The sequence below is a fragment of the Micrococcus sp. iso_239 genome (assembly GCF_056173395.1).
The window spans coordinates 773,375-795,187 of record NZ_CM149672.1; the positions used below are offsets into that span (position 1 = coordinate 773,375).

The following is a 21,813-nucleotide window of genomic DNA, read 5'->3' on the forward strand; positions in this document are numbered from 1 at the left end:
AGGTGGGGACGTGGTCAGCACAGCCCCTCGAGCCGCCGCCCCAGGCGGGAGAAGATCCGGGTGAGGGACTCCGCCTCGCCCGGCGCCAGGTCGCCGAGGAAGAGCTCGTCCACCTGCCGGGCGTGCTCGATCGCGGCGCGCCGGAAGGCGGACCGGCCCTCGTCGGTGAGGACGGCCTCGAAGCCCCGCCGGTCACAGGCCACCGGGCGGCGGTCGATCAGGCCGCGGGCCACGAGCGTCTTCACCTGGTAGGTGATGCGCGACGGGGAGAAGACCATCCGGGACGCCAGCTCTCCCAGCCGGAGCCGGCCCTCGGGGGACTCGTAGAGGAGCAGCAGCAGGTTGTAGTCGGCCAGCGACATGCCGCAGTCCTGCTTCAGGCGGCGCTCCACCACCTCCGTGAGCATCTGGGTGGCCTCGAAGTAGGCGCGCCAGGCGCGCTTGGGCGGGTCCACCGGGCGGTGCGCCTCCGATGCGGAGCCGAACCAGCCGCCGTCGGGCTCCGCCGGCGCCGCGTCCTGCGCGGCGGGCTCAGGGGCCGGGGTTGAGGAGCTGCTCAAAGGGGGTCACCTCCAGGTCGATGTCCGCGGGCGCGGCGGCGCGTGCCCGCGGGGGGCGGCTCAGGGTGATCTCGGCCAGGTCGCGTCCGGCGGCCCGGATGCGGGACTGCAGCGGGTCGGTCCGCATCGAGGCCTGCACGCCGGCCGCCTCGCCCCAGTCGTCCGAGGCCGCGAAGACCGCGGTCGGCACGATGCGGGCCTTGAGGTAGGCGAACAGCGGCCGCATGGCGGTGTCGATCATGAGCGAGTGGCGGGCGGTGCCGCCGGTGGCGCCGAGGAGCACGGGCACCCCGACGACGGACGTGGGCTCCGCGAGGTCCCAGAAGGACTTGAACAGGCCCGAGTAGGAGGCCTTGTACGTGGGCGAGACCGCGATGACGGCGTCGGCCTGGGCGACCTCGTCCAGGGCGGCGCGCAGGGCCGGGGAGATGGCGAAGGTCACCAGGGCCTGCGCGATGTCCACGGCGAGCTCCCGCAGCGTGATCAGGTGGATCTGCGGGACCACGCCGTGCTCGGAGAGCGCCGCCGAGGCGGACTCCGCCATGCGTTCGGCGAGCATGCGGGTCTGGGACGGGTCCCCGGACCCGCCGGAGACCACGGCGAGGTGCCGGGCCTGCGGCGTGAACGGGGCGGAGGCATCGGGGGCGCCGGGGGTGGTCACTGCGCGGCACCGCCCTTCGCGGCATCGGCGGTGGCGCGCTGCTCGGCGGCCGCCGCGCGGTCGAGCTGGGCCTGCGATCCCTCCTTGCCGCCGGGCACGGGAGCCTCGCCGCGGCGGGCGCGTGCCACGAGGAACTCGTGGGTCGGGGCCGCCGGGACGTCGTCCGGCTTCAGAGCGTCGAACTCCTTGCGCAGCACGGGCAGGACCTCCTCGCCGAAGAGGTCGATCTGCCGCAGGACGGTGTCCGTGGGCAGGCCGGCGTGGTCGATGAGGAACATCTGACGCTGGTAGTCGCCCACCCAGTCGCGGAACGTGAGCGTGCGCTCGATGACCTGCTGCGGCGAGCCGACCGTCAGGGGCGTCATCCTCGAGAAGTCCTCGAGGGACGGGCCGTGGCCGTAGACCGGCGCGTTGTCGAAGTAGGGGCGGAACTCCGCCACGGCGTCCTGCGAGTTCTTCGCCATGTAGGCCTGGCCGCCCAGGGCCACGTACGCCTGATGGGCCTTGCCGTGGCCGTAGTACTCGTAGCGCTGGCGGTACAGGCGCACCATCTGGATGACGTGCTCCTTGTTCCAGAAGATGTTGTTGTGGAAGTAGCCGTCGCCGTAGTAGGCGGCCTGCTCGGCGATCTCGGGGGAGCGGATGGAGCCGTGCCACACGAAGGGGGCGACGCCGTCCAGGGGCTGCGGGGTGAGGGTGAAGTCCTGCAGCGGGGTGCGGTGGTTGCCGCTCCAGTCCACGGTCTCCTCATGCCACAGGCGGTAGAGGAGGTTGTAGTTCTCCACGGCGAGTTGGATGCCCTGGCGGATGTCCTTGCCGAACCACGGGTACACGGGGCCGGTGTTGCCGCGGCCCATCGTCAGGTCCACGCGACCGTCGGCGAGGTGCTGCAGGTACGCGTAGTCCTCGGCCAGACGCACCGGGTCCATGGTGGTGATCAGGGTCGTCGCCGTGGAGAGCTGGAGGGTCTCGGTCTGCGCGGCCAGGTAGGCCAGCAGCGTGGGCGGGTTGCCCGGGGCCACGAAGGGCGGGTTGTGGTGCTGGCCGGTCGCGAACACCTCGAAGCCCGCCTGCTCGGCGTGGCGGGCGATCTTGACGGTGTCCTTGATCCGCTGATGCTCGGTGGGGGCGGTCCCGTTCGTCGGATCGGCGGTGATGTCGCCGATCGTGAAGACGCCGAACTGCATGGTGTGCTCCTCAGTGTGCCCGGGGGCGGGTCTCACGGTGCCGGCCGCGCCGTCGCCGTGTTCTTCAAAAATGAACTATACCGCACAACGAGCCGCCCCGTCCTGAATATTCCGCAGGGCCCGACACGGCAGACTGGTCCCATGAGCCCCGCCTTCGACGCCGGTCGCCTCGCCCACACGGACGTCCTCATCCTGCAGCAGGTGACGAGCTTCCTGTCCAACGACATCCAGGTGACGGACCCGGACGGGCGCACCGTCGTCTCGGTGGTCACTACGGGCGGGGGCCTGGGCCGAATGCTGATGGGGAACCGCAGCTTCGACGTGGTCGACGGTGACGACGGCCGCGTGCTCTTCCGCCTCGCCGACCCGGCCACGTTCGGCCGCGACCGCTTCGCGATCCTGGACGCCGACGGGCTGCCCCTGGCCCACCTCGTCCGCCAGTTCGCGTTCCTGCGGACGTCCGTGAACGTCGAGGTCGTGGACGGCACGTGCTTCGCGGTGACCGGCGACCTGTGGGACCACGACTACGCCATGACCGTGGGCCAGCAGCCGATCGCCCGCGTGACCGCGCGGTTCGGAGGCGTCATGAACGCCCTGGCCGGGCGCTCGCGGTACGAGATGCGCCTGGACCCCGGCATGCCGCCCGTGGTGCGCTGCGCCGTGCTCGGCACGGCCATCGCCCTCGACCTGATCCGGGCCAAGGAACGGCGCAGCAACGGCTGAGTCCGCCGAGCGCGCGGCCGTCTCGACGGCGCCTCCGGGGCGTGCCTTGACCCCTCCCGTAGGATTCGACGGTGGACTTCGGAGCGTACGGACGGCTGTTGCAGGACCCTCGGATCCGCCATCTGCTGGCGGTGGGGTTCATCGCCCGCTTCCCGCACACCGCGGCCGGGGTGATCCTCACCCTCCACGTGGCTCTCACGCTGGGCCTGGGCTACGGCCAGGCCGGCCTGGCCGGGGCGGCGATGACGCTGGGCATCGCGGTGGGCTCGCCGTGGCGGGGCCGCGTGGTGGACGCGAAGGGGCTGCGCCGTGCACTGTTGCCTTCCGTGATCGCGGAGGCGGTGATCTGGCCGATCGTCCCGTGGCTGCCGTTCTGGCCGATGCTCCTGGCCGTGTTCCTGGGCGGCGTGTTCTCACTGCCGATCTTCTCCGTCGTCCGGCAGGGACTCGGCGTGCTCACCCACGGCAAGGACCGGCAGACGGCGTTTGCCCTGGACTCCATCGTCACGGAGACGATCTTCATGATGGGCCCGGCGCTGGGCGCCGTCGTCGCGGCCACGTGGTCGAGTGCCCTCGGCCTGACCATCGTCGGCCTCTCCAGCGCGCTGGGCGGCATCCTGCTGATGTGGTTCAACCCGCCGACACGGTCGAGTCAGCTGGCCGTCGTCGGACCGGCGACCGAGGATCCCTACACCGAGGAGCAGGACCGTCAGGAGGCGATCGCCCAGGCGGTGACCGCCGCGCCCATGCACGTGGAGATGGCCGCCCCCAGCCTGGCCACCGGCGCGCTGCCGGCCATTACGGAGGCCATCCCCCTCGTCACCGGGTCGCTGCCCGTCATCGCCGCGGACGGCTCCGGGCCGACGACGGCGCCGCGCCGGGCCCGGGCCGAGCGGCTGCGGCAGTGGCGGCGGAGCCACTTCTCCTGGGTTGGGTCGGAGGTGCTCGGCGTGCTCGTGGTGTCGATGGCGGCCGGGATCGTCATGGTCGGCACCGAGGTCTCGATGGTGGCCGAGCTGGAGTCGCAGGGCGCCGCGGCGTCGGTGGGTCTGGTGTACGCGTTCTGGTGCGGCGCCTCCGCCGTGGGCGGGCTGTTCTACGGGGCCTGGGGCCGCCAGGTGCACCCGTACCTGCTGATGGCGCTGTTCGCCGTGGCGACGGTGCCGCTCGCGCTCGTGGACGGGGTGTGGGCGCTCGCGCTGGCCTCGATCCCCTCGGGCCTGCTGACGGCGCCGACCCTGGCCTCGGCCTCGTCCCGGCTCTCGCACCTCGTGGTGGAGGAGCGGCGTGGCGAGGCGATGGGCTTCTACGGCTCGGCCATGACCGCCGGCGCCGCCATGGGCGCCCCGCTGGCCGGCGTGTTCATCGACGGCATGGCCCCGTCCGCGGGCTACGTGTTCGCGGCGGCCGCGGGCTTCGTGCTCGTGCTGCTGGCCGCCCTGGCGACGGTGGCGCGCGGGCGGCGCTCCGCCTGAGCTGGGCCTGCTCCGCGCATCAGGCCAGGAGCTCGTGGATGCGGCGGACCAGCACGGCGGTGAGGTCCGCGTCGAAGTCCGCGGTGGAGGAGTCCATGAACAGGTGCCGCTCCGTGTCGTACTCGAAGAGGTCGGCGGGGCGGTCCGGGTGCTCGGCGGTGGCCGCGTAGGAGCGGGCGGTCTCGAGGTCGCCCTCGAGGGCCCAGGGGTCGCGGGTGCCGAGGTGGATCTGCAGGGCGGTGTGGGGCTGCCAGAGCGGGGCGTAGGCGTCGAGGGCCTCGGCGCCGGCCATGGCGATGCACGCGCGGAAGCCGGGGACCACCTGGGCGGCACGCCAGGCGGGCATCACACCCATGCTGATGCCCGCGACGACGGAGGCCTCCTGGTGCTGGGCACACGCCCGCATGCCGCGCCGGCCGATCTCCTCGAAGCCGATCTGTTGGGCGTGGGCGACACCCTCGTCCACGGTGGCGAAGGTGCGGCCGTCGTAGAGGTCAGGGGTGTGGACCGTGTGACCGCCGGCGGCGATCTGGTCGGCGAGCGCGCGCACGCCGTCCGTGAGACCGAGGGCGTGGTGGAAGAGGATGATCTGCGCCATGGGTCAGAGCGTAGACCGCGGTGAGCGGCTGCCCCATCGTGGGGGTGTGTGAGCGGGGGCGAAGACGTGAGGTGGCTCGCGTCTGTCGCCACGGGTGAGTTGGCGCTCATTGCGTGGAGGGCAAGCGCAGTGCTTCCCCGACTGGTGCCCTGGGTTCTCGTCTCGGCGGCCCCAGGACAGCACCGTCTCAGTCTTCACGTCGCGCGGTCGGAGACTGCGCGAGCGAGCGGCGAGGAATCTTCTGCATGAGTGCCGAGGCACTCGTGCGATCGGTCACGGGGCTGCTCGAGGCAGGAGCGGCCAGCGGCCTCCTGGCCTCATCCGTCCTGCGACCTTCGGGACGTCTTCGCCGGACGATGCCGCGGCCGCTTCGGACGTACGGCGACGAAGGGGCGCCCTGTCCGACTGCTCCTGGCGACCTCGACCACGGCATCCACGTTCGACGGAGGACGGGAGAACGTCTCGCCGGGTGGACGTCGGAGCTGAGTCCACCGTTCCGCTGCGGTCACACGGGAATCGCCGTCAGTGCGGTCACGCCGGGGCGGGAGACGCGAGCTGGCAGGGCATGCCGGGTTCGGGGACGGCGGGACTGATGTGCACGGCCCGCCCCGGCAGGGGCTCGACCTCGGTCAGCCGGGGCCAGATGAGCCGGTGCTCGGCGTTCGTCCCGGCCGGCACGAAGAAGCGGTGGGGCAGGTGCAGCAGCAGCCGGCCCGTCGCCAGCTCTCGGCCGCCGAACACCGCCAACCGCAGCCCGGCGGCCGCCGGACGGCCGAGCCAGTCGTGCACGTCCTCCTCGACCGTGCGGTAGGTGTCCCCGACGCGCAGGCCGGACCACGCGTTCCAGCCCGTGATCACCGCCGTGCCGCCCGCGGCCGCGAGCTCGCGCAGGCGGGCCAGGACGGCCTCACCGGCCCCCTCGGCGTCCGGGGTCAGCACCGGCGTCCCGGACCGCGCGGCCGTCGCGGCCTCCCCGGTGCCGTCCAGCACGGCCACCGGCCGGCCGCTGCGCAGCGCCACCTCGACGACGGCGGCCAGCGTCTCCGCGCGACCGCCCGCGGCCTCGACGATCCATGCCGTGCGTCCCTCCGCGCCGGTCGGCCACCGCCAGGGACGGTGCCGGCCGTGGGCCGCGTCGTCGAGCAGGGCCAGGGCCGTGGCCTCGGCCCGGCGAGCGCGGTCCGGCACCCAGCGCTCCGGCAGGGCGGGGGTGACCACGGGCGGGGGTGTGGGCCAGTCACCCGCCGCGTAGTTCTCCACCAGGACCGAGACGACGGCCTCCCAGGGGGCGACGGCCGGGGCGGCCGCGGCCTCGCCCAGCCGCCGCCACACGGGCGTGCCGCCGTCGACCGTCCACTGGGATGCGCGGAACGAGACCGTCGGGCGCCCCGCCGTCGAGAGGATCGCGGAGCCGGGGCGACGCGGGTCGAGCCGGGCCGCGGCGGCCGTGCCCACGAGGTCCCACGACTCCTGCTCCGTCGCGGTGCGCAGGGCGATCGTGCTGCCCAGGTTCGAGCGCAGGTCCGAGCCCACCGCACCCGTGGCCCGCTGCGTGGCCAGGATGAGGTGGAAGCCGAGGGAACGGCCCGTGGCGGCCAGACGCTGCAGGACGGCGGCTGCGTCCGGGTGGTCGTCCACGAGCACGCGCAGTTCGTCGATCGCCACGACGAGCCGAGGCAGCGCCGCGTCCGGATGGCGGCGGCGGAAGCCGGGATAGTCGCTGACCCCGGCCTCCGCGAAGAGGGCCTCGCGGCGATGCAGCTCCGCCCGGATGGCGCTCAGCGCCCGCAACGAGGCCGTTCCCACGTGGTTGGTCTCCAGGCTCATCGTGTGGGGGAGCGCGCCCAGCGGACCGAACGACGCACCGCCCTTGAAGTCCAGCAGCAGGAACGCGACCTCGGCCGGCGGGTGGTGCGCCGCGGCCCCCAGCAGGAGGGACAGCAGGAGATCCGACTTCCCGGATCCCGTGGTGCCCGCGATGAGCAGGTGCGGCCCGTCGGCGGCCAGGTCCATCTCGACGACGCCCGTCTCGTCGCCGCTACGGGCGAGGGTCACGGTGAGCCCGTCGACGGCATCGCGGGCGCCCACCTGCCCCGGTGGTGTGAGCGTGCCGTCGCCGTCGTCGGCGGGCAGCAGGCCGAGGTCCACGACGTCGTCGGCCAGCTCGGTCAGCCAGGCGACCAGGGTGCCGTCGGCGAGGCCGTCGGCGGTCACGTCCTCGAAGCGCTGTTGTTCGGCCGGGACCACGACGGTGCGCCCGCGCAGGTCGACGACGGCGTCCCCCGGCGCAGGCGACGGCCCGGTGAAGTCGTACCGCGTCCAGGGCAGATCCGCCCGGGCCGTGGGCGTCGTCCCCGCGTCGCCGCCGATGGCGGCCCGCCACGCTCGCCACGCCGGATCCAGTGCCGCGTCCTCAGGAGCCGACACCAGCAGCCGCGGGCCGGACCCGCCCGACCACCAGGTGCGGCGGACTCCACCGGCCTCCACCACGAACGCGCCGTCGGCGGCCACCGCGTGCCGCAGGAGCTGGAACACCGCCCACCGGCAGGCCCCGGCCACATCGCGCGGCGGCCCGAGCACGACGACGCGCGACTCCGGCGGTGACGTCGTCATCACGGTGCGCCGCGACGTGACGGCCTCCACCCATGCCTCGTCCGGGTCGTCCCGCGACAGGGACAGCGCCCCGACGCCGGAACCCCACGAGACCGCCACGGCCTCGTCGGCCCCCGACGTCAGCCCGAAGCGGTCCGTCGCGCCGGAGCGGACGGCGCGGGCCACCGCACCGGGGCTCAGTGCCGCCTGAGCCCGCCGGCGCACGAGCGCGTCCGCGCGGGCGGCGAGCAGCCGCGCATGCCGCAGCCGGGTACGGCGCTGCATCGCCAGCATGACCAGCGCCACCGTCACGGACAGCACACCGAACAGCAGGAACACCGGGTTGCCCATCATCAGGACCAGGGCGACCCCGAGCACCAGCGGGCCCAGGGCCGCCACCAGCGGGATCACGACGGACTGCCGGGCCGGTGGGGATCCGAGGTCGACGGCGGGCGGCTCCGGCGTGACCGGCCGCGGCAGGGCGGCCCCGGGCCCGCGGACCAGGCCCAGGGCGGTCCGGCCCACAGGGAGCGGGCTGCGGCCGTCCCACAGGCGTCCGGTGTCCCGAGGACCGTCGTGGACGTGCAGCCCGGTGGGCGCGAGCCGCAGACGCATCGGCCGCGACGGGGCAGAGGGGTCGTCCAGCAGCAGCCGCGCCCCACCGCGTCCCGTGCTCAACCCGCCCTCCCCCAGAGGGACGAGGCGGCCGGCGTCGGGTCCGTGCTCGGTGACCACCGCGAGCTCCGGCCCCCGGGCCGGTGCACTCCCGACCCGTTCCGCGTACGTCACGCTGCGCGGCCCGGCAGCGCACCGGTGCAGCGACCGGGCGGGAAAACGTTCCCGCACCGCCCGGTCCTGCTCGTCCGCGTCGGCGGGGAAGTGCTCCACCCGCCATGTCTCGGGAGCGGCCCCGCCCAGGATCCGCACGCTCCAGGCCATCCCCGCCCCTCCCTCCTGAGACCGGCGACCGGCCCGTCCGGCCGCCTGGGGACGACCCTGCCACGGCCTGATGGCGGTTCGGGCGGCCTGTGGACAACTCCCCGTCGAACGGGACCGCCGCCACGTTGTCCACAGTCATGGTGTCCTGGACCACACGCATCGACGGAACGGGGTATCTTCCTGATCGAGACATGTGCGGCGCTGGGGATGGCGCCGAATCGGGCACAGGAGGGACACATGGATGCGGTGCGCATTCTCGAGGACGAGATCCGGGAGATCGTCCGGCGGCAGGGCATCGACCCGCAGCGTGAGCACGCCCGGGTCCTGACGCTCATCCAGGACGCGGCCGCGGACTACGAGTCCCGCGCGATGGTCAGCTCGCTGCCGGACCTGGAGGATCCCGTGGCGGCGCGGCAGGACCTGTTCGACCGCATCGCGGGCCTCGGGCCGCTCCAGCGGCTCATGGACGATCCCTCCGTGGAGGAGATCTGGCTGAACGCGCCGGACGCCGTCTACTGCGCGCGGTCCGGCCGCTCCGAGCTGACGGGCATCGTCCTGACCGAGGAGGAGGTGCAGGACCTCGTCGAAGTCATGTTGAAGTCCTCGGGCCGGCGGCTGGACCTGTCGATGCCGTTCGTCGACGCGGCCCTGCCAGACGGTTCGCGCCTGCACGTGGCCATCCCCGACATCACGCGGCGGCACTGGGCCGTGAACATCCGGAAGTTCATCGCCCGGGCGCGCCGGCTGGACGACCTCGTCCGGGGCGGTTCCCTCACTCCGACGGCGGCCCGCTTCCTGGACGCGGCCGTGGACGCGGGCATGAACATCCTCGTCAGCGGGGCCACCCAGGCGGGCAAGACCACCCTGCTCAACTGCCTGGCTTCGGCCATCGGCCCGCGGGAGCGGGTGATCACCGTGGAGGAGATCTTCGAGCTGCAGATCCCGGTGCGCGACGTCGTCGGGCTGCAGTGCCGCCAGCCGAACCTGGAGGGCCACGGCGAGATCCCGCTGCGTCGCCTCGTCAAGGAGGCGCTGCGGATGCGCCCGGACCGCCTGATCGTCGGCGAGGTGCGCGAGGCCGAGGCGCTGGACATGCTCGTCGCTCTGAACTCCGGCCTGGCCGGCATGTGCACGATCCACGCGAACTCGGCCGCGGACGCGCTCACGAAGCTCTGCACGCTGCCGCTGCTGGCCGGGGAGAACATCTCCCGGGACTTCGTCGTCCCGACGGTCGCCACGTGCATCGACGTCGTCGTGCACTGCGAGCGCGACCGTCAGGGCCGCCGGCGGGTGCGGGAGATCCTCACCGTCGGCTCACGGGTGGAGGGCGGGGTCATCGAGACGTCGGCGCTCTTCCAGCGTGACGCCGAGGGCGACCTGCGCCTCAACGAGGGTGCGAACCTGGAGTTCGAGGCGCTCGCCCGTCGCGGCGTGGACGTCCACGAGCTGGTGGGGCTGCGCTGATGGCCGCGCTGCTGGGGCTCGCGCTCGGCTGCGGCCTGTTCCTGCTGTGGTGGTCCCTCTGGTCCCCTCCCACGGAGAAACCCGGGGCCGCCCGCCCCGACTCGCGCCTGCGTGTGCTGATCGCCCAGTCCGGCATCCAGCGTCTCAGCCCGGCCGGCGTCGTGTCCGCCATGGCCGTCGGCGGTCTCGTGGTCGGGCTGCTCGTCCTGTCGCTGACCAGTACGTGGACCATCGCCGCGTGCTTCGCCGTCTTCGGCGCGGCCGTGCCCTGGCTGCTGCTGTCCTGGCAGGCCCGCCGGCGGTCCACGGCACTGCGCGAGCTGTGGCCGGACGCGATCGACCACGCCCGGTCGGCCATCCGCGCGGGCCTGACTCTCCCGGAGGCGCTCATCCAGCTCGGGGAGACCGGGCCGGAGGGGCTGCGCGAGCCGTTCCAGCAGTTCGCCCGGGACTACCGGGCCGGAGCCCGCTTCGTGGACGCACTGGACCGGCTCAAGGCCCGGATGGCCGACCCCGTCGCGGACCGCCTGGTGGTCTCGCTGCGCCTGACCCGCGAGGTCGGCGGCGCCGACATCGGCCGTCTGCTGCAGACCCTCTCCGAGTTCCTCCGGCAGGACGCCCGCATCCGCGCCGAGCTCGAGGCCCGGCAGTCGTGGACCGTGAACGCGGCCCGGTTGGCGGTGTGCGCCCCGTGGCTCGTGCTCCTGCTGCTGGGGACCCAGCCCGCCGCGGTCGCGGCCTATCGGTCCGCCGCCGGCGGGGCCGTGCTCCTCGCCGGCATGGTGGCCTCCGTCGTCTGCTACCGCGTCATGCTCCGCATCGGCGCGCTGCCCCGGGAGAAGCGGGTGTTCGCATGACGTCCGCGCTGATCTGGGCTGCGCTCCTGGGCCTCACCCTCGGGGCGGGACTGCTCCTCATCCTGGTCACCCAGCCGGTGGGCTGGCGCCCCAGCCTCGAGCAACGGGTCGAACCGCAGCTGCGCCACCACATCCCGGCCTCCCGCCTCCTCGAGGAGGAACGTGCGGGCGCCTCGCCCTGGGGAACGTGGGGACGCATCCTCGATCCCGTGGTGCAGGCCGGAGTCGGCTGGGTCCAGCGCATCTCCCCGGGCGGGGCGGCGCTCGACCGCAAACTGGCCGCCGCGGGGCTCGCGGTCACGTCGACGGACTTCCGTGCCCAGCAGGTCCTGAGCGCGGCCGCGGGGGCCGCCGTGGCGGCCGTCCTCGCGCTCAGCCTCACCGTCACGGGCCGCGTGCCGGTGATCACGGGGGTCGCCCTCGTGATCGCCGGCGGCATGGCCGGGTTCCTGCTCCGGGAGCAGCTGCTCTCCCTGCGGGTGCGACGGCGGCGCGAGGCCATCCTCTCCGAGTTCCCGTCCGTGGCCGAGCTGTTCGCGCTCTCGGTGGGCGCGGGGGAGAGCGCCGCCGGAGCGCTCGAACGCATCGCGGGGACGGCGCGCGGGGAGCTGGCCGGCGAGTTCCGCACCACGCTCGCCGACATGCGTGCCGGGGCGTCGCTGTCCGCGGCGCTCAAGGCCATGGGACGGCGCGTGCAGCTGGCCCCCGTCGAACGGTTCATCGGGGGCGTGCTCATCGCGCTCGACCGCGGCACGCCCCTCGCCGACGTCCTGCGCGCGCAGGCCCAGGACGTGCGTGAGATGGGTCGCCGCGAGCTCATGGAGGCCGCCGGCCGGAAGGAGATCCAGATGATGGTCCCCCTCGTGTTCGGCATCCTCCCGCTCACGGTGATCTTCGCCGTCTTCCCCGGCATCTCCCTGATGCGCCTGGGGTTCTGAAGACCCACAACTGAATAGTCCATCCATCCACCCACGATCACCATCCACTCCGGCCGCACGGGCGGCCGGCCACCCGAGGAGGGGACCATGCTCCACCACCACGCCATCACCGTCCTGGCCGCCCTGCGCGCCCTCATCCACGACGACGTCCGCGACGAGCGCGGCGACGTCCCCGGCTGGGTGATGATCACCCTCATGTCCGCCGTGCTCGTGGCCGGCCTGCTGGCCCTCGCCCTGCCGGCGCTCCAGGGACTGTTCAACCAGGCCATCTCCCAGGTGTCCCAGGGCGGCTGAGCATGCCCCGGGGTGCTGTCCACGCCGTGCCGGTGCCCCGTGGCGTCCACATGGGCGTCCGCTGGCGGGACGACCGGGGCGCCGCGGTGGCCGAGTCCACCATGGTGATGACCCTGGTCGTCCTGCTCTTCGCGGCGCTGCTCCAGGCCGGCGTCGTGATCCACACGCGCAACGTGATGATCGACGCCGCCTCCGCCGGCGCCCGGTACGGGGCGCTCGCGGACCGGAGTCCCGAGGACGGCGTCCAGCGGGCTCGAGAGCTGCTCTCCTCCGGCGTGCCCGGCCAGTCCGGGGCCGACGTCGCCGCGGAGCTCACCAGCCAGGACGGGGTCCCGGTCCTGCGCGTCACGGTCTCGAGCTCGCTGCCCGGCCTGGGGTTCCTGCCGGGCCCGATCCCCGTGGAGGTGAGCGGTCATGCGTTCCGTCAATGACGTCCGCGACGAGCGGGGAGCGGCCACGGTCGAATTCCTGGGCCTCACCCTCGTCCTGCTGATCCCCGTGGTGTACCTGATGATCTACGTCTCCCAGGTCCAGGCCGCGGCGTTCGCCTCGGTCGCTGCCGCTGACCAGGCCGTCAAGGCCGTGGTCGCCGAGGCCGATCACCCCAGCGCAGGCGCCGCCCACGCCACCGTCGAGCTCACGCTCGCCGACTACGGCGTGGGCGCCGGCCAGTACGACCTGACCGTCGGCTGCGACCAGGGCGGCTGTGGCACGCTCGAACCGGGGGAGGTCGTCGCCGTGCGGGTGGACGTGGCGGTGACCGTCCCCCTCACGCCGGCAGCGTGGTCGCTGACCCCCGTGACGGTGGGTTCCGACGCCCGGCAGACGGTGCCGAGGTTCTGATGCGCCGCCGCCTCACCGCTCGCCTGGGTCACGACGACGGGCAGACCACCGTCCTCACCGTCGGCCTGTGCGCCGTGCTCGTGGCCCTCATGCTGGTCATGCTCGCGGTCACCACCGTGCAGTTGCAGCACCGCCGCCTTCAGTCGCTCGCGGACTCGGCGGCCATCGCCGGGGCAGAGGAGCTCGGCTTCCGGCTGGGGGAGGACCCGGGCGTCGTGCTCTCCGACGACGACGTCGCCGCCTCCGCCAGCGCACACCTCGCGGCCGTCGGTGCTCAGGAGGCCGTGCCCGGGCTCGGCGGGATGACCGCCCGCGTGGCCGAGGACGGCAGCACCGTCGTCGTCACCCTCGACGCCCGGGCCGATCTGTTCGCCATGACCGGCCCGTTCGCGGGGACACTGCCCCTGTCGGTCCCCCTCGAGGCGACGGGCAGCAGTCGCACTAGCCTGGCCCGGTGAACCGCTTCCTCCACGGCATCGGTGGCCGACCCGCCCACTTCGAGCCTCTCGCCGCCGCACTCGGCGCCGCGGCCGACCTCGCCGCCTCGCCCGCCCTGCCCGGCCACCCGGGCACGGACGCCGGCGGTCAGGGCCGCCCCCGGGCCGCACGGCCGGCGATCGATGCGGACCCCGTCCTCGACGCTGCCCGCACCTGGGCGGCGCAGGCCGGCCCCGTGCCGGGGCTGCTGATCGGCCACAGCACGGGCGGGGTCATCGCGCTGCGCGCCGTCGCCGACGGGCTGGTGCGACCCCGCGCCCTCGTGGTCATCGACTCGAACGTCCCGGTGACGGACACCGCCCTGGCCGCCCGGGCGGACAAGGCCCGCCTCGCCGCCCGCTCGGACTGGCGGAGCGTGCTCCGCGCCTCGCTCGCGCGGGACCTCCTCGTCCCGGAGCCGTGGCACGAGCGGATGCTGGCCGACCTGGACGCCACGCCGGACCATCCGATGCGCGAGCTCTGGGCCGCCGTCCTCGCCGCGGACACCCGTGCCCTCTGGGCCGGCATCACCGTCCCGACGCTGTACGTGCGCAGCACCCGGGACGTCCACCAACGGGACCTGGACGCGGTCACTCAGCACGCCACCGTCGTCGACGTCGGCCCGGGCCACTGGCCGCACGTCACGGAGCCCGAGGCCGTCGCGGCGGCGATCCGCCGCTGGCACACGACCGGCGTCCACCCCACGCGGTAGGCTGGCCGAATCATGGCTGACACTGACTTCTCCGCGGAGATCGACTCCCTGCGCCACACCCTGGCCTCCATCGAGCAGGTCTCGGACCTCGACCGCATCAAGGCGGACATCGCCGAACTGGAGCAGCAGGCCTCCGCACCGGACCTCTGGGACGACCCGGAGGAGGCCCAGAAGGTCACCTCCAAGCTCTCCCACCGTCAGACGGACCTCAAGCGCATCACCTCCCTGGAGAGCCGCATCGAGGACCTGGAGACCATGGTCGAGCTCGCCGCGGAGGAGGACGAGCCCTCCCTCCTCGACGACGCGAACCAGGAGCTGACCTCCATCCGCAAGGCCCTGGAGGAACTCGAGGTCGTCACGCTGCTCAGCGGCGAGTACGACCAGCGCGACGCCGTCGTGACCATCCGCGCGGGCGCCGGCGGCGTGGACGCGGCCGACTTCGCCGAGACCCTCATGCGCATGTACCTGCGCTGGGCCGAGCAGCGCGGCTGGTCCACCAAGGTCATGGACACCTCCTACGCGGAGGAGGCCGGCCTGAAGTCCGTCACCTTCGAGGTCAACGCGCCCTACGCGTTCGGCACCCTCTCCGTGGAGGCCGGCACGCACCGCCTCGTGCGCATCAGCCCCTTCGACAACCAGGGCCGCCGCCAGACGTCCTTCGCGGCGGTCGAGGTGGTGCCGCTGATCGAGTCGGACGACTCCATCGAGATCCCCGAGTCCGAGATCAAGGTGGACGTGTTCCGCTCCTCGGGCCCCGGCGGCCAGTCCGTGAACACCACGGACTCCGCCGTCCGCATGACGCACCTGCCCACCGGCATCGTCGTGTCCATGCAGAACGAGAAGTCGCAGATCCAGAACCGTGCCGCCGCCCTGCGTGTGCTCCAGTCCCGCCTGCTGCTGCTGCGCAAGGCCGAGGAGGACGCGAAGAAGAAGGAGATGGCCGGTGACGTCAAGGCGTCCTGGGGCGACCAGATGCGGTCCTACGTGCTGAACCCGTACCAGATGGTCAAGGACCTGCGCACGGGCCACGAGGAGGGCAACCCCTCCTCCGTGTTCGACGGCCACATCGACGATTTCGTGGACGCCGGGATCCGCTGGCGCGCCGAGCAGGTCAAGGCCGCCCAGGAGGACTGAGCCCCACGGCGCGGCCCCGCCGCCCAGGCCACCACGACGCCGGCCCGCACCTCCGCAGCGAGGCGCGGGCCGGCGTCGCCGTTCAAGCCCCCGCAGGGGCCTCGGGCCTGGCCCGGGAGACCGGCCCGGTGGGATGCTCGAAGCACCGGGCAGGCGCCCCCGCGCGCCGGTCCGGCACCAGACTCCATTCCCACCCAGGAGGTCGACCAGCATGACCATGCGCGCCGCCCGTTGGCACGGCAAGAAGGACATCCGCATCGAGGAGATCGACTCGCCCACGGCCGGCCCGGGGCAGGTCCTCGTGGACGTCGCGTGGTGCGGCATCTGCGGCACGGACCTGCACGAGTACCTCGAGGGCCCGATCTTCATCCCGCCGGCCGGGCACCCGCACCCGATCTCCGGTGACGCCGCCCCCGTCACGCTCGGCCACGAGATGTCCGGCACCGTCGCCGCCCTGGGCGAGGGCGTCACGGACCTCGAGGTCGGCCAGAAGGTCGTCGTGGAGCCGTACATCGTGCGCGAGGAGGACCAGGACCGACCGGACTACAACCTCGCGCCGGACATGAACTTCATCGGCCTGGGCGGCGACGGCGGCGGCCTGGCCGAGCAGATCGCGGTGCGGCGCCGCTGGGTCCACCCCGTGGCCGACTCCGTGCCTCTCGACCAGGCCGCGCTCATCGAGCCGCTCTCCGTGGCCCACCACGCGTGGGTGCGGGCCGGCTCTCCGACGTCGGGCGTGGCCGTGATCGGTGGCGCCGGCCCCATCGGCGCGCTCACGGCGGCCGTGCTCAAGGGCAAGGGCCTGACGGTGTACGTCTCCGAGCTCTCGGAGCTGCGCCGCCAGAAGGTGCTCGAGGCCGGCGTGGTAGACGAGGCATTCGACCCCCGCGAGGTGGACGTGCCCGCGAAGATCCGCGAGCTGCACGACGGCCAGGGCGCGGACGTGGGCTTCGAGTGCACCTCGGTGGACGTGGTGCTGGACATGCTGCTGGACGCGGTGCGTCCCGGCGGGGTGATCGTCAACGAGTCCATCTGGGGCCACGAGCCCGCCGTGGCCCTGCACAAGCTGGTGATGAAGGAGATCGACCTGCGCGGCACCATCGCGTACGCGAACGACCACGCGGACACCATCCGCATGGTCGAGGACGGCGCCGTGGACCTCGCGCCGTTCATCACCGGCAAGATCGGCCTCGACGACCTGGTCGACCAGGGCTTCGAGACCCTCATCCACCACAACGAGACGGCCGTGAAGATCCTCGTCTCGCCCACCGGCCAGGGCCTCTGAGGCTCCGGCCCGATCCCCGGACGTCCCGACGACGGCCCGCACCCGCGCGCCGCGGGTGCGGGCCGTCGTGGTCCCTGTGCCGCGGCGCGCCGTCACAGACGCGTCGCTCCCTGGCGCGCCTGTGACCGGGGTCATAGACTGCATTTGAGTGAATCGTGATGAACCGAGTTGAACGTCCCAGGAGGACCGCATGACCGCCGAGCTGCCCCAGCCTCAGCCCACCGATGCCGTGATCGTGGGCGGTGCCCGCACGCCCTTCACCCGGCTGCTCTCGCAGCAGGCCGACCTGCGCGCCGTGGACCTGGGCGCCCACGCGATCACGCACGCGCTCGAGCGCGCCGGCGTGGCCCCCGAGGACGTGGACATGGTCTACATGGGCCAGGTCGTGCAGGCCGGCGCGGGCCAGAACCCGGCCCGCCAGTCCGCGCTCGCCGCGGGCATCCCGTGGAACGTCCCGGCCATGACGATCAACAAGGTGTGCCTGTCCGGCCTCACCGCCGTGATCGACGCCGCCCGTCTCATCCGCCTCGGCGAGGCGGACGTGGTGGTGGCCGGCGGTCAGGAGTCCATGACCAACGCCCCGCACCTGCTGCCCGGCGCGCGCAAGGGCTTCAAGTACGGCCCGGCCACCATGCTCGACGCCGTCGCGTGGGACGGCCTCACCGACTCCCTGAGCCACGAGGCCATGGGCGAGCTGACCGAGTCCGGCAACGGCGAGCGGAACATCGCCCGCGCCGAGCAGGACGAGGTCGCCGCGGCCTCGCACCAGCGGGCCGCCCGGGCCCAGTCCGAGGGCGTCTTCGAGGGCGAGATCGCCCCGGTGGAGATCCCGCAGCGCAAGGGCGACCCGCTGGTCGTCTCCCAGGACGAAGGGGTCCGCCCGGACACGACCGCCGAGTCGCTGGGCGCCCTGCGCCCGGCGTTCGCGAAGGACGGCACCATCACGGCCGGCAACTCCTCGCCCCTGTCCGACGGCGCCGCCGCCCTCGTGGTGACCTCGCGGGCCTTCGCCGAGGAGAAGGGCCTGACGATCCTCGCCACGGTGGGCGCACCCGGCCAGACCGCCGGCCCGGACAGCTCGCAGCTGCACTCGCAGCCTTCGGACGCGATCGCCGCGGCGGTGCGGAAGCAGGGCTGGGACGTGGCCGACCTTGACTTCATCGAGATCAACGAGGCGTTCGGCGCGGTGGCCGTGCAGTCCCTGCGCGACCTCGGCTACCCGCACGAGAAGACCAACATCCACGGCGGCGCCATCGCCCTGGGCCACCCGATCGGCGCCTCCGGCGCCCGGCTGGCCCTGCACGCCGCCCTCGAGCTCGACCGGCGCGACGGCGGCCGCGCGGCCGTCTCGCTCTGCGGCGGCGGCGGCCAGGGCGAGGCCCTGATCCTCTTCCGCTGACAGACCGCCCCTGACAGAAAGGACCCCGGACATGGCTCTCGACAAGACCGTGGCCACGCCCGCCGAGGCGGTGGCGGACGTGCCGGACGGCGCGTCCCTGGCCGTCGGCGGCTTCGGGCTCTCCGGCAACCCCGTGCAGCTCATCGAGGCCCTGCTCGAGCAGGGCGCCACGGACCTGTCCGTCGTCTCCAACAACTGCGGCGTGGACGGCTGGGGCCTGGGCATCCTGCTCGGCGCGCGCCGGCTGCGGAAGATGACCTCCTCCTATGTGGGGGAGAACAAGGAGTTCGCCCGCCAGTACCTCAAGGGCGAGCTCGAGGTGGAGCTCGTCCCGCAGGGCACCCTCGCGGAGAAGCTCCGCGCCGGCGGCGCCGGCATCCCGGCGTTCTACACCCGCTCCGGCGTCGGCACCCAGGTGGCCGAAGGCGGCCTGCCCATGCGCTACGACGCGGACGGCACCGTGGTGAAGTCCTCGCAGGCCAAGCCCACGGACACGTTCGTGCTCGGCGAGGGCTACCTCAGCCAGACCCCGGACGAGCCCGAGACCTATGTGCTCGAACGCTCCATCGTCACCGACTTCTCCCTCGTGCACGCGTGGAAGGGCGACCGCCACGGCAACCTCGTGTTCCGCAAGGCCACCCGCCAGTTCGGCCCGCCCGCGGCCATGGCCGGCCGCGTGTGCATCGCGCAGGTGGAGGAGCTCGTCGAGCCCGGCGAGATCGACCCGGATGACGTGCACCTGCCCGGTGTCTTCGTGCACCGGATCGTGGAGGTCGGCACGGACATCGAGAAGCGGATCGAGAAGCGCACCGTGCGCGCATCGGGGGAGGAGCAGGCATGAGCGAGCAGACCACTGAGCGTCCCCAGGGCCTGAGTCGTGACCAGATGGCGGCCCGCGCCGCGCAGGAGCTGCCGGACGGCGCCTACGTCAACCTCGGCATCGGCATGCCCACGCTGATCCCCAACCACATCCCCGCCGGGCGGTCCGTGGTGCTGCAGTCCGAGAACGGCATCCTCGGCACGGGCCCGTACCCCACGGAGGACGCCGTGGACCCGGACCTGATCAACGCGGGCAAGGAGACCGTCACCGTGAACCCGGGGGCGTCCTTCTTCGACTCCGCGCTGAGCTTCGGCATGATCCGCGGCGGCAAGATCGACGTCGCCGTCCTGGGCGGCATGGAGGTCTCCGCCGCGGGCGACCTGGCCAACTGGATGGTGCCCGGCAAGATGGTCAAGGGCATGGGCGGTGCGATGGACCTCGTCCACGGCGCCGGCCGCGTGATCGTCATGATGGACCACGTGTCCAAGGACGGGACCCCCAAGATCGTCGACCAGTGCACCCTGCCCCTGGCCGGCCGCGCCATCGTCGACCGCATCATCACGGACCTGGCCGTGATCGACGTCGTTGGCACCCCGGAACAGCCCCGCCTGGCGCTCGTGGAGACCGCGCCCGGCGTCACCGAGGAGCAGGTCCGCGCGCTCACCGGCGCGCCGCTGGACTGAGCCGACGACGCCGCCCCGCGGCCCCGGCGCACCGCCTCGGCGGGCATCGGGCCGGCACGGGATAGACTGGACGGCCGCGCCCTGATCGGGGCGCGGCCGTCGCCGTGGACGCTGGAAGGACGTGAGGCCATGGGCAAGAACAGCAAGGGCAAGGCCGCCAAGCAGCCGGCCCCCGGCGAGCGCCAGGTGATCGCCAACAACAAGAAGGCGCGCCACGACTACACCATCCTCGACACGTACGAGGCCGGCATGGTGCTCACCGGCACCGAGGTGAAGTCGCTGCGCGAGGGCAAGGCCTCGCTCGTGGACGGCTTCGCGGTCTTCTACCGGGACGAGCTGTGGCTCGAGCAGGTCTACATCCCGGAGTACCTCAACGGCTCGTGGACCAACCACGCCGCCCGCCGCCGCCGCAAGCTGCTGCTGCACCGCGCCGAGCTGACGAAGATCTCCCGCCAGATCCAGGATCCGGGCCTGACCATCGTGCCGCTGTCCCTGTACTTCCTGAACGGGCGCGTGAAGGTGGAGATCGGCGTCGCGCGCGGCAACCGCGAATACGACAAGCGGCACAAGCTGCGCGAGCAGCAGGACAACCGCGAGGCCCAGCGGGCCATGCGGATGCGCAACCGGCGCGCCGGCGTGGCCTGAGCGCGGTGGACCCCTTGGGAATGCCTCGGGGGCGTGCTACGTTGTATCTCTCGCAGGGCCGGTTTCAGGACCGGCGGGCTCCGCGCCCTCCGCCTGCAGTGGTGATTGACAACCTCATAGAGGAGTCGCCCCCATGGGGCCGATCGGTTTCGACGGTGTGTGTCGCGTCGGGAGAAGCGGGCCGAGGATGCAGAGTCATCTCGTCAAACGCTCTCTGCAAACCAATAAGTGCCGAATCCAAGCGCACTGACTTCGCTCTCGCTGCCTGATCAGTGATCGAGTCCGTCACCCCGAGGTCGCTGTCGCCTCGGATCGTGGCGTCAGCTAGATAGCCACTGGGCGTCACCCTCGCCGGGGGTCGTGACGCCGACATCAATCCGGCTGGGTCCGGGTTGGCCGCCCGTCTGCGGGACGGCCAGGACCGAGCAACACCCACAGCAGACTGCGCCCGGAGAAGACCTGGCAACACCTCATCGGACGCGGGTTCAATTCCCGCCGGCTCCACTCACCACCACGGGAAGGCCCCGGAATCACCCCGATTCCGGGGCCTTCGTCGTGTCCATGCCGGTGTGCGGCGGCCCGCCCCTCAGCCGGCCAGGACGGCGTGCAGGCCCAGGCCGGCGCCCCAGCCGACGACGACGGCCACCAGCCCCAGCCCCAGATGCGCGGTCCACAGGCGGGCGGCTGTGCCCCATCGACGGGCGAGCGCGGCGTCAGCCGCCTCAGCGGCCACGGTGGACCACGTCCCCAGGGCGAGGCAGAACCCGGACACCACGGCGGACACCGCCGCGACGAGCACGAGCCCCTGCCCGTCGCCCCAGCTCTCGGAGGCGTACACCAGCTCCGGCACGGCCAGGCCGACGGTGACGCCGAGGAGCAGGGCCGCCGTCGTGTTGGCGGTGAGCAGACCCCGGGGGCCGAGCCGGTCGGTCAGGCGCCGGCGCACCAGGGCGCCGAGCGCCCCGCCCGCCGCGAGGCAGGCCAGGAGGGCCACCTGGAGGAGAGCGAAGACCTCGTATCCCGCGCCGCTCATGCGTCCTCCGCCGAACGATCCGTCCCGACCGCGCGCGACCCCGGGGCGCCACCGGCGCGCAGGCCGAGCACGGCCGCCGCCGTCGAGAGTGCAGCCATCAGCGCGAGCACCAGCAGCACCGCTACCGCCGCGGCGAGGACGCCACCCGCCCCGGACGCCGCGGCGCCCAGCCGCACCGGCCACAGCACCAGGGCGACGGCGCTGGAGATGGTGGTGAACGCACCGAGGAAGCCGGTTCCCAGCCCCGCCACCAGGCGTGGACGCCAGTCCGGCCCGCGGCGTCGCGAGGCCGCCCACAGCAGGCCGAGCAGGAACGAGCCGAGCACGTTCACCACGAACAGCGGCAGGGCCTGGACCAGCACGTCGACCGCCCCGAACGCGGCGCCGGACGTGCCGCGGAAGTTGGGCGCCCCGGCCAGCGCGGTCACCGCGTTCATCACCCCCGCACCGCACAGCACGCCCGCGGCACCGCCGAGGGCCACCGCACCCGCAGT

The 21,813-nt window shown here is 73.1% G+C and carries 23 protein-coding genes and 1 other RNA gene; 17 read left to right on the top strand and 7 right to left on the bottom strand.

All coding sequences use genetic code 11. From position 1 onward, the window contains the following. Window positions 1-14 precede the first annotated feature (14 nt). From AC0VX2_RS03600 to AC0VX2_RS03610, 3 genes are read right to left on the bottom strand one after another with little or no spacing between them, the layout of a single operon-like run. Entirely contained in the window at window positions 15-560 is a 546-nt protein-coding gene (locus AC0VX2_RS03600; RefSeq protein WP_020628146.1) for a MarR family winged helix-turn-helix transcriptional regulator, read from the bottom strand. Continuing rightward, window positions 532-1,221, bottom strand: a complete 690-nt coding sequence (locus tag AC0VX2_RS03605) for an FMN reductase (RefSeq protein WP_020628145.1) — start codon at window positions 1,219-1,221, stop codon at window positions 532-534. Before AC0VX2_RS03605 ends, AC0VX2_RS03600 begins: the two co-directional genes overlap by 29 nt. After that, window positions 1,218-2,408 carry an LLM class flavin-dependent oxidoreductase gene (locus tag AC0VX2_RS03610; protein WP_036313995.1) on the bottom strand — a complete coding sequence of 397 codons (1,191 nt, stop codon included), beginning with the start codon at window positions 2,406-2,408 and terminating at the stop codon, window positions 1,218-1,220. The genes AC0VX2_RS03605 and AC0VX2_RS03610 overlap by 4 nt, the downstream gene beginning before the upstream one ends. 141 nt (window positions 2,409-2,549) lie before the next feature. Here AC0VX2_RS03610 and AC0VX2_RS03615 point away from each other — a divergent pair, with 141 nt between their 5' ends. Both AC0VX2_RS03615 and AC0VX2_RS03620 read left to right on the top strand, forming a co-directional pair. Then, a complete protein-coding gene (locus AC0VX2_RS03615) occupies window positions 2,550-3,131 on the top strand; it encodes an LURP-one-related/scramblase family protein (protein ID WP_336638645.1) in 582 nt (193 codons plus the stop codon). Window positions 3,132-3,202: 71 nt separating this feature from the next. Further along, complete coding sequence (locus tag AC0VX2_RS03620; protein WP_020628142.1) at window positions 3,203-4,606, top strand: MFS transporter; 1,404 nt, start codon at window positions 3,203-3,205, stop codon at window positions 4,604-4,606. 19 nt (window positions 4,607-4,625) lie between these two features. On the opposite strand, the gene AC0VX2_RS03625 is transcribed toward AC0VX2_RS03620, so the two are convergent. Further along, a complete protein-coding gene (locus AC0VX2_RS03625; protein ID WP_020628141.1) occupies window positions 4,626-5,204 on the bottom strand; it encodes a dienelactone hydrolase family protein in 579 nt (192 codons plus the stop codon). A 531-nt stretch (window positions 5,205-5,735) separates the two neighbouring features. Continuing rightward, a complete protein-coding gene (locus AC0VX2_RS03630) occupies window positions 5,736-8,735 on the bottom strand; it encodes an FtsK/SpoIIIE domain-containing protein (protein ID WP_020628140.1) in 3,000 nt (999 codons plus the stop codon). A 237-nt stretch (window positions 8,736-8,972) separates the two neighbouring features. Here AC0VX2_RS03630 and AC0VX2_RS03635 point away from each other — a divergent pair, with 237 nt between their 5' ends. The 15 genes from AC0VX2_RS03635 (at window position 8,973) to ssrA (ending at window position 20,793) form a co-directional block, all read left to right on the top strand. Continuing rightward, a complete protein-coding gene (locus AC0VX2_RS03635; RefSeq protein WP_010079081.1) occupies window positions 8,973-10,199 on the top strand; it encodes a TadA family conjugal transfer-associated ATPase in 1,227 nt (408 codons plus the stop codon). Then, complete coding sequence (locus AC0VX2_RS03640; RefSeq protein WP_010079080.1) at window positions 10,199-11,056, top strand: type II secretion system F family protein; 858 nt, start codon at window positions 10,199-10,201, stop codon at window positions 11,054-11,056. The genes AC0VX2_RS03635 and AC0VX2_RS03640 overlap by 1 nt, the downstream gene beginning before the upstream one ends. Beyond that, window positions 11,053-11,994, top strand: coding sequence for a type II secretion system F family protein (locus tag AC0VX2_RS03645; protein WP_010079079.1), 942 nt, complete (start codon window positions 11,053-11,055; stop codon window positions 11,992-11,994). Before AC0VX2_RS03640 ends, AC0VX2_RS03645 begins: the two co-directional genes overlap by 4 nt. A gap of 87 nt (window positions 11,995-12,081) precedes the next feature. Beyond that, complete coding sequence (locus tag AC0VX2_RS03650; RefSeq protein ID WP_010079078.1) at window positions 12,082-12,288, top strand: hypothetical protein; 207 nt, start codon at window positions 12,082-12,084, stop codon at window positions 12,286-12,288. 2 nt (window positions 12,289-12,290) lie between these two features. Continuing rightward, entirely contained in the window at window positions 12,291-12,719 is a 429-nt protein-coding gene (locus AC0VX2_RS03655; protein ID WP_225348400.1) for a TadE/TadG family type IV pilus assembly protein, read from the top strand. Beyond that, a complete protein-coding gene (locus tag AC0VX2_RS03660; RefSeq protein ID WP_020628138.1) occupies window positions 12,703-13,131 on the top strand; it encodes a hypothetical protein in 429 nt (142 codons plus the stop codon). Before AC0VX2_RS03655 ends, AC0VX2_RS03660 begins: the two co-directional genes overlap by 17 nt. After that, entirely contained in the window at window positions 13,131-13,589 is a 459-nt protein-coding gene (locus tag AC0VX2_RS03665; protein ID WP_020628137.1) for a Tad domain-containing protein, read from the top strand. The genes AC0VX2_RS03660 and AC0VX2_RS03665 overlap by 1 nt, the downstream gene beginning before the upstream one ends. Further along, window positions 13,586-14,320: an alpha/beta fold hydrolase gene (locus AC0VX2_RS03670; RefSeq protein WP_020628136.1), complete on the top strand. Its 735-nt coding sequence runs from the start codon at window positions 13,586-13,588 to the stop codon at window positions 14,318-14,320. Before AC0VX2_RS03665 ends, AC0VX2_RS03670 begins: the two co-directional genes overlap by 4 nt. A gap of 12 nt (window positions 14,321-14,332) precedes the next feature. After that, window positions 14,333-15,454 carry a peptide chain release factor 2 gene (prfB, locus tag AC0VX2_RS03675; RefSeq protein WP_049147200.1) on the top strand — a complete coding sequence of 374 codons (1,122 nt, stop codon included), beginning with the start codon at window positions 14,333-14,335 and terminating at the stop codon, window positions 15,452-15,454. Window positions 15,455-15,671: 217 nt separating this feature from the next. Continuing rightward, on the top strand, window positions 15,672-16,739 hold the full coding sequence (locus tag AC0VX2_RS03680) for a 2,3-butanediol dehydrogenase (protein WP_029248220.1): 1,068 nt from the start codon (window positions 15,672-15,674) through the stop codon (window positions 16,737-16,739). A gap of 190 nt (window positions 16,740-16,929) precedes the next feature. After that, the gene (locus AC0VX2_RS03685; RefSeq protein ID WP_323662593.1) at window positions 16,930-18,138 is read left to right on the top strand and encodes an acetyl-CoA C-acetyltransferase; all 1,209 of its coding nucleotides are present in this window, start codon (window positions 16,930-16,932) and stop codon (window positions 18,136-18,138) included. 31 nt (window positions 18,139-18,169) lie between these two features. After that, a complete protein-coding gene (locus tag AC0VX2_RS03690; protein WP_129866798.1) occupies window positions 18,170-18,979 on the top strand; it encodes a CoA transferase subunit A in 810 nt (269 codons plus the stop codon). Continuing rightward, entirely contained in the window at window positions 18,976-19,641 is a 666-nt protein-coding gene (locus AC0VX2_RS03695) for a CoA transferase subunit B (RefSeq protein ID WP_396729053.1), read from the top strand. Before AC0VX2_RS03690 ends, AC0VX2_RS03695 begins: the two co-directional genes overlap by 4 nt. 129 nt (window positions 19,642-19,770) lie before the next feature. Then, entirely contained in the window at window positions 19,771-20,286 is a 516-nt protein-coding gene (smpB, locus tag AC0VX2_RS03700) for an SsrA-binding protein SmpB (RefSeq protein WP_044659238.1), read from the top strand. 135 nt (window positions 20,287-20,421) lie between these two features. Beyond that, window positions 20,422-20,793: a transfer-messenger RNA gene (gene ssrA, locus AC0VX2_RS03705) on the top strand. 79 nt (window positions 20,794-20,872) lie between these two features. On the opposite strand, the gene AC0VX2_RS03710 is transcribed toward ssrA, so the two are convergent. Together AC0VX2_RS03710 and AC0VX2_RS03715 are read right to left on the bottom strand one after the other, a co-directional pair. Next, window positions 20,873-21,319, bottom strand: coding sequence for a CrcB family protein (locus tag AC0VX2_RS03710; protein ID WP_041104299.1), 447 nt, complete (start codon window positions 21,317-21,319; stop codon window positions 20,873-20,875). Then, on the bottom strand, window positions 21,316-21,801 hold the full coding sequence (locus AC0VX2_RS03715) for a fluoride efflux transporter FluC (protein WP_129867239.1): 486 nt from the start codon (window positions 21,799-21,801) through the stop codon (window positions 21,316-21,318). Before AC0VX2_RS03715 ends, AC0VX2_RS03710 begins: the two co-directional genes overlap by 4 nt. Between the last annotated feature and the right edge of the window lie 12 nt (window positions 21,802-21,813).

Excerpts from the sequence above, each read along its gene's own strand:
- AC0VX2_RS03610 (WP_036313995.1), bottom strand. The coding sequence starts at position 2,408 with ATGCAGTTCGGCGTCTTCACGATCGGCGACATCACCGCCGATCCGACG.
- AC0VX2_RS03615 (WP_336638645.1), top strand. The coding sequence starts at position 2,550 with ATGAGCCCCGCCTTCGACGCCGGTCGCCTCGCCCACACGGACGTCCTC.
- AC0VX2_RS03625 (WP_020628141.1), bottom strand. The coding sequence starts at position 5,204 with ATGGCGCAGATCATCCTCTTCCACCACGCCCTCGGTCTCACGGACGGC.
- AC0VX2_RS03630 (WP_020628140.1), bottom strand. The coding sequence starts at position 8,735 with ATGGCCTGGAGCGTGCGGATCCTGGGCGGGGCCGCTCCCGAGACATGG.
- AC0VX2_RS03635 (WP_010079081.1), top strand. The coding sequence starts at position 8,973 with ATGGATGCGGTGCGCATTCTCGAGGACGAGATCCGGGAGATCGTCCGG.
- AC0VX2_RS03640 (WP_010079080.1), top strand. The coding sequence starts at position 10,199 with ATGGCCGCGCTGCTGGGGCTCGCGCTCGGCTGCGGCCTGTTCCTGCTG.
- AC0VX2_RS03645 (WP_010079079.1), top strand. The coding sequence starts at position 11,053 with ATGACGTCCGCGCTGATCTGGGCTGCGCTCCTGGGCCTCACCCTCGGG.
- AC0VX2_RS03650 (WP_010079078.1), top strand. The coding sequence starts at position 12,082 with ATGCTCCACCACCACGCCATCACCGTCCTGGCCGCCCTGCGCGCCCTC.
- AC0VX2_RS03655 (WP_225348400.1), top strand. The coding sequence starts at position 12,291 with ATGCCCCGGGGTGCTGTCCACGCCGTGCCGGTGCCCCGTGGCGTCCAC.
- AC0VX2_RS03660 (WP_020628138.1), top strand. The coding sequence starts at position 12,703 with ATGCGTTCCGTCAATGACGTCCGCGACGAGCGGGGAGCGGCCACGGTC.
- AC0VX2_RS03665 (WP_020628137.1), top strand. The coding sequence starts at position 13,131 with ATGCGCCGCCGCCTCACCGCTCGCCTGGGTCACGACGACGGGCAGACC.
- prfB (WP_049147200.1), top strand. The coding sequence starts at position 14,333 with ATGGCTGACACTGACTTCTCCGCGGAGATCGACTCCCTGCGCCACACC.
- AC0VX2_RS03680 (WP_029248220.1), top strand. The coding sequence starts at position 15,672 with ATGCGCGCCGCCCGTTGGCACGGCAAGAAGGACATCCGCATCGAGGAG.
- AC0VX2_RS03685 (WP_323662593.1), top strand. The coding sequence starts at position 16,930 with ATGACCGCCGAGCTGCCCCAGCCTCAGCCCACCGATGCCGTGATCGTG.
- AC0VX2_RS03690 (WP_129866798.1), top strand. The coding sequence starts at position 18,170 with ATGGCTCTCGACAAGACCGTGGCCACGCCCGCCGAGGCGGTGGCGGAC.
- AC0VX2_RS03695 (WP_396729053.1), top strand. The coding sequence starts at position 18,976 with ATGAGCGAGCAGACCACTGAGCGTCCCCAGGGCCTGAGTCGTGACCAG.
- smpB (WP_044659238.1), top strand. The coding sequence starts at position 19,771 with ATGGGCAAGAACAGCAAGGGCAAGGCCGCCAAGCAGCCGGCCCCCGGC.
- AC0VX2_RS03710 (WP_041104299.1), bottom strand. The coding sequence starts at position 21,319 with ATGAGCGGCGCGGGATACGAGGTCTTCGCTCTCCTCCAGGTGGCCCTC.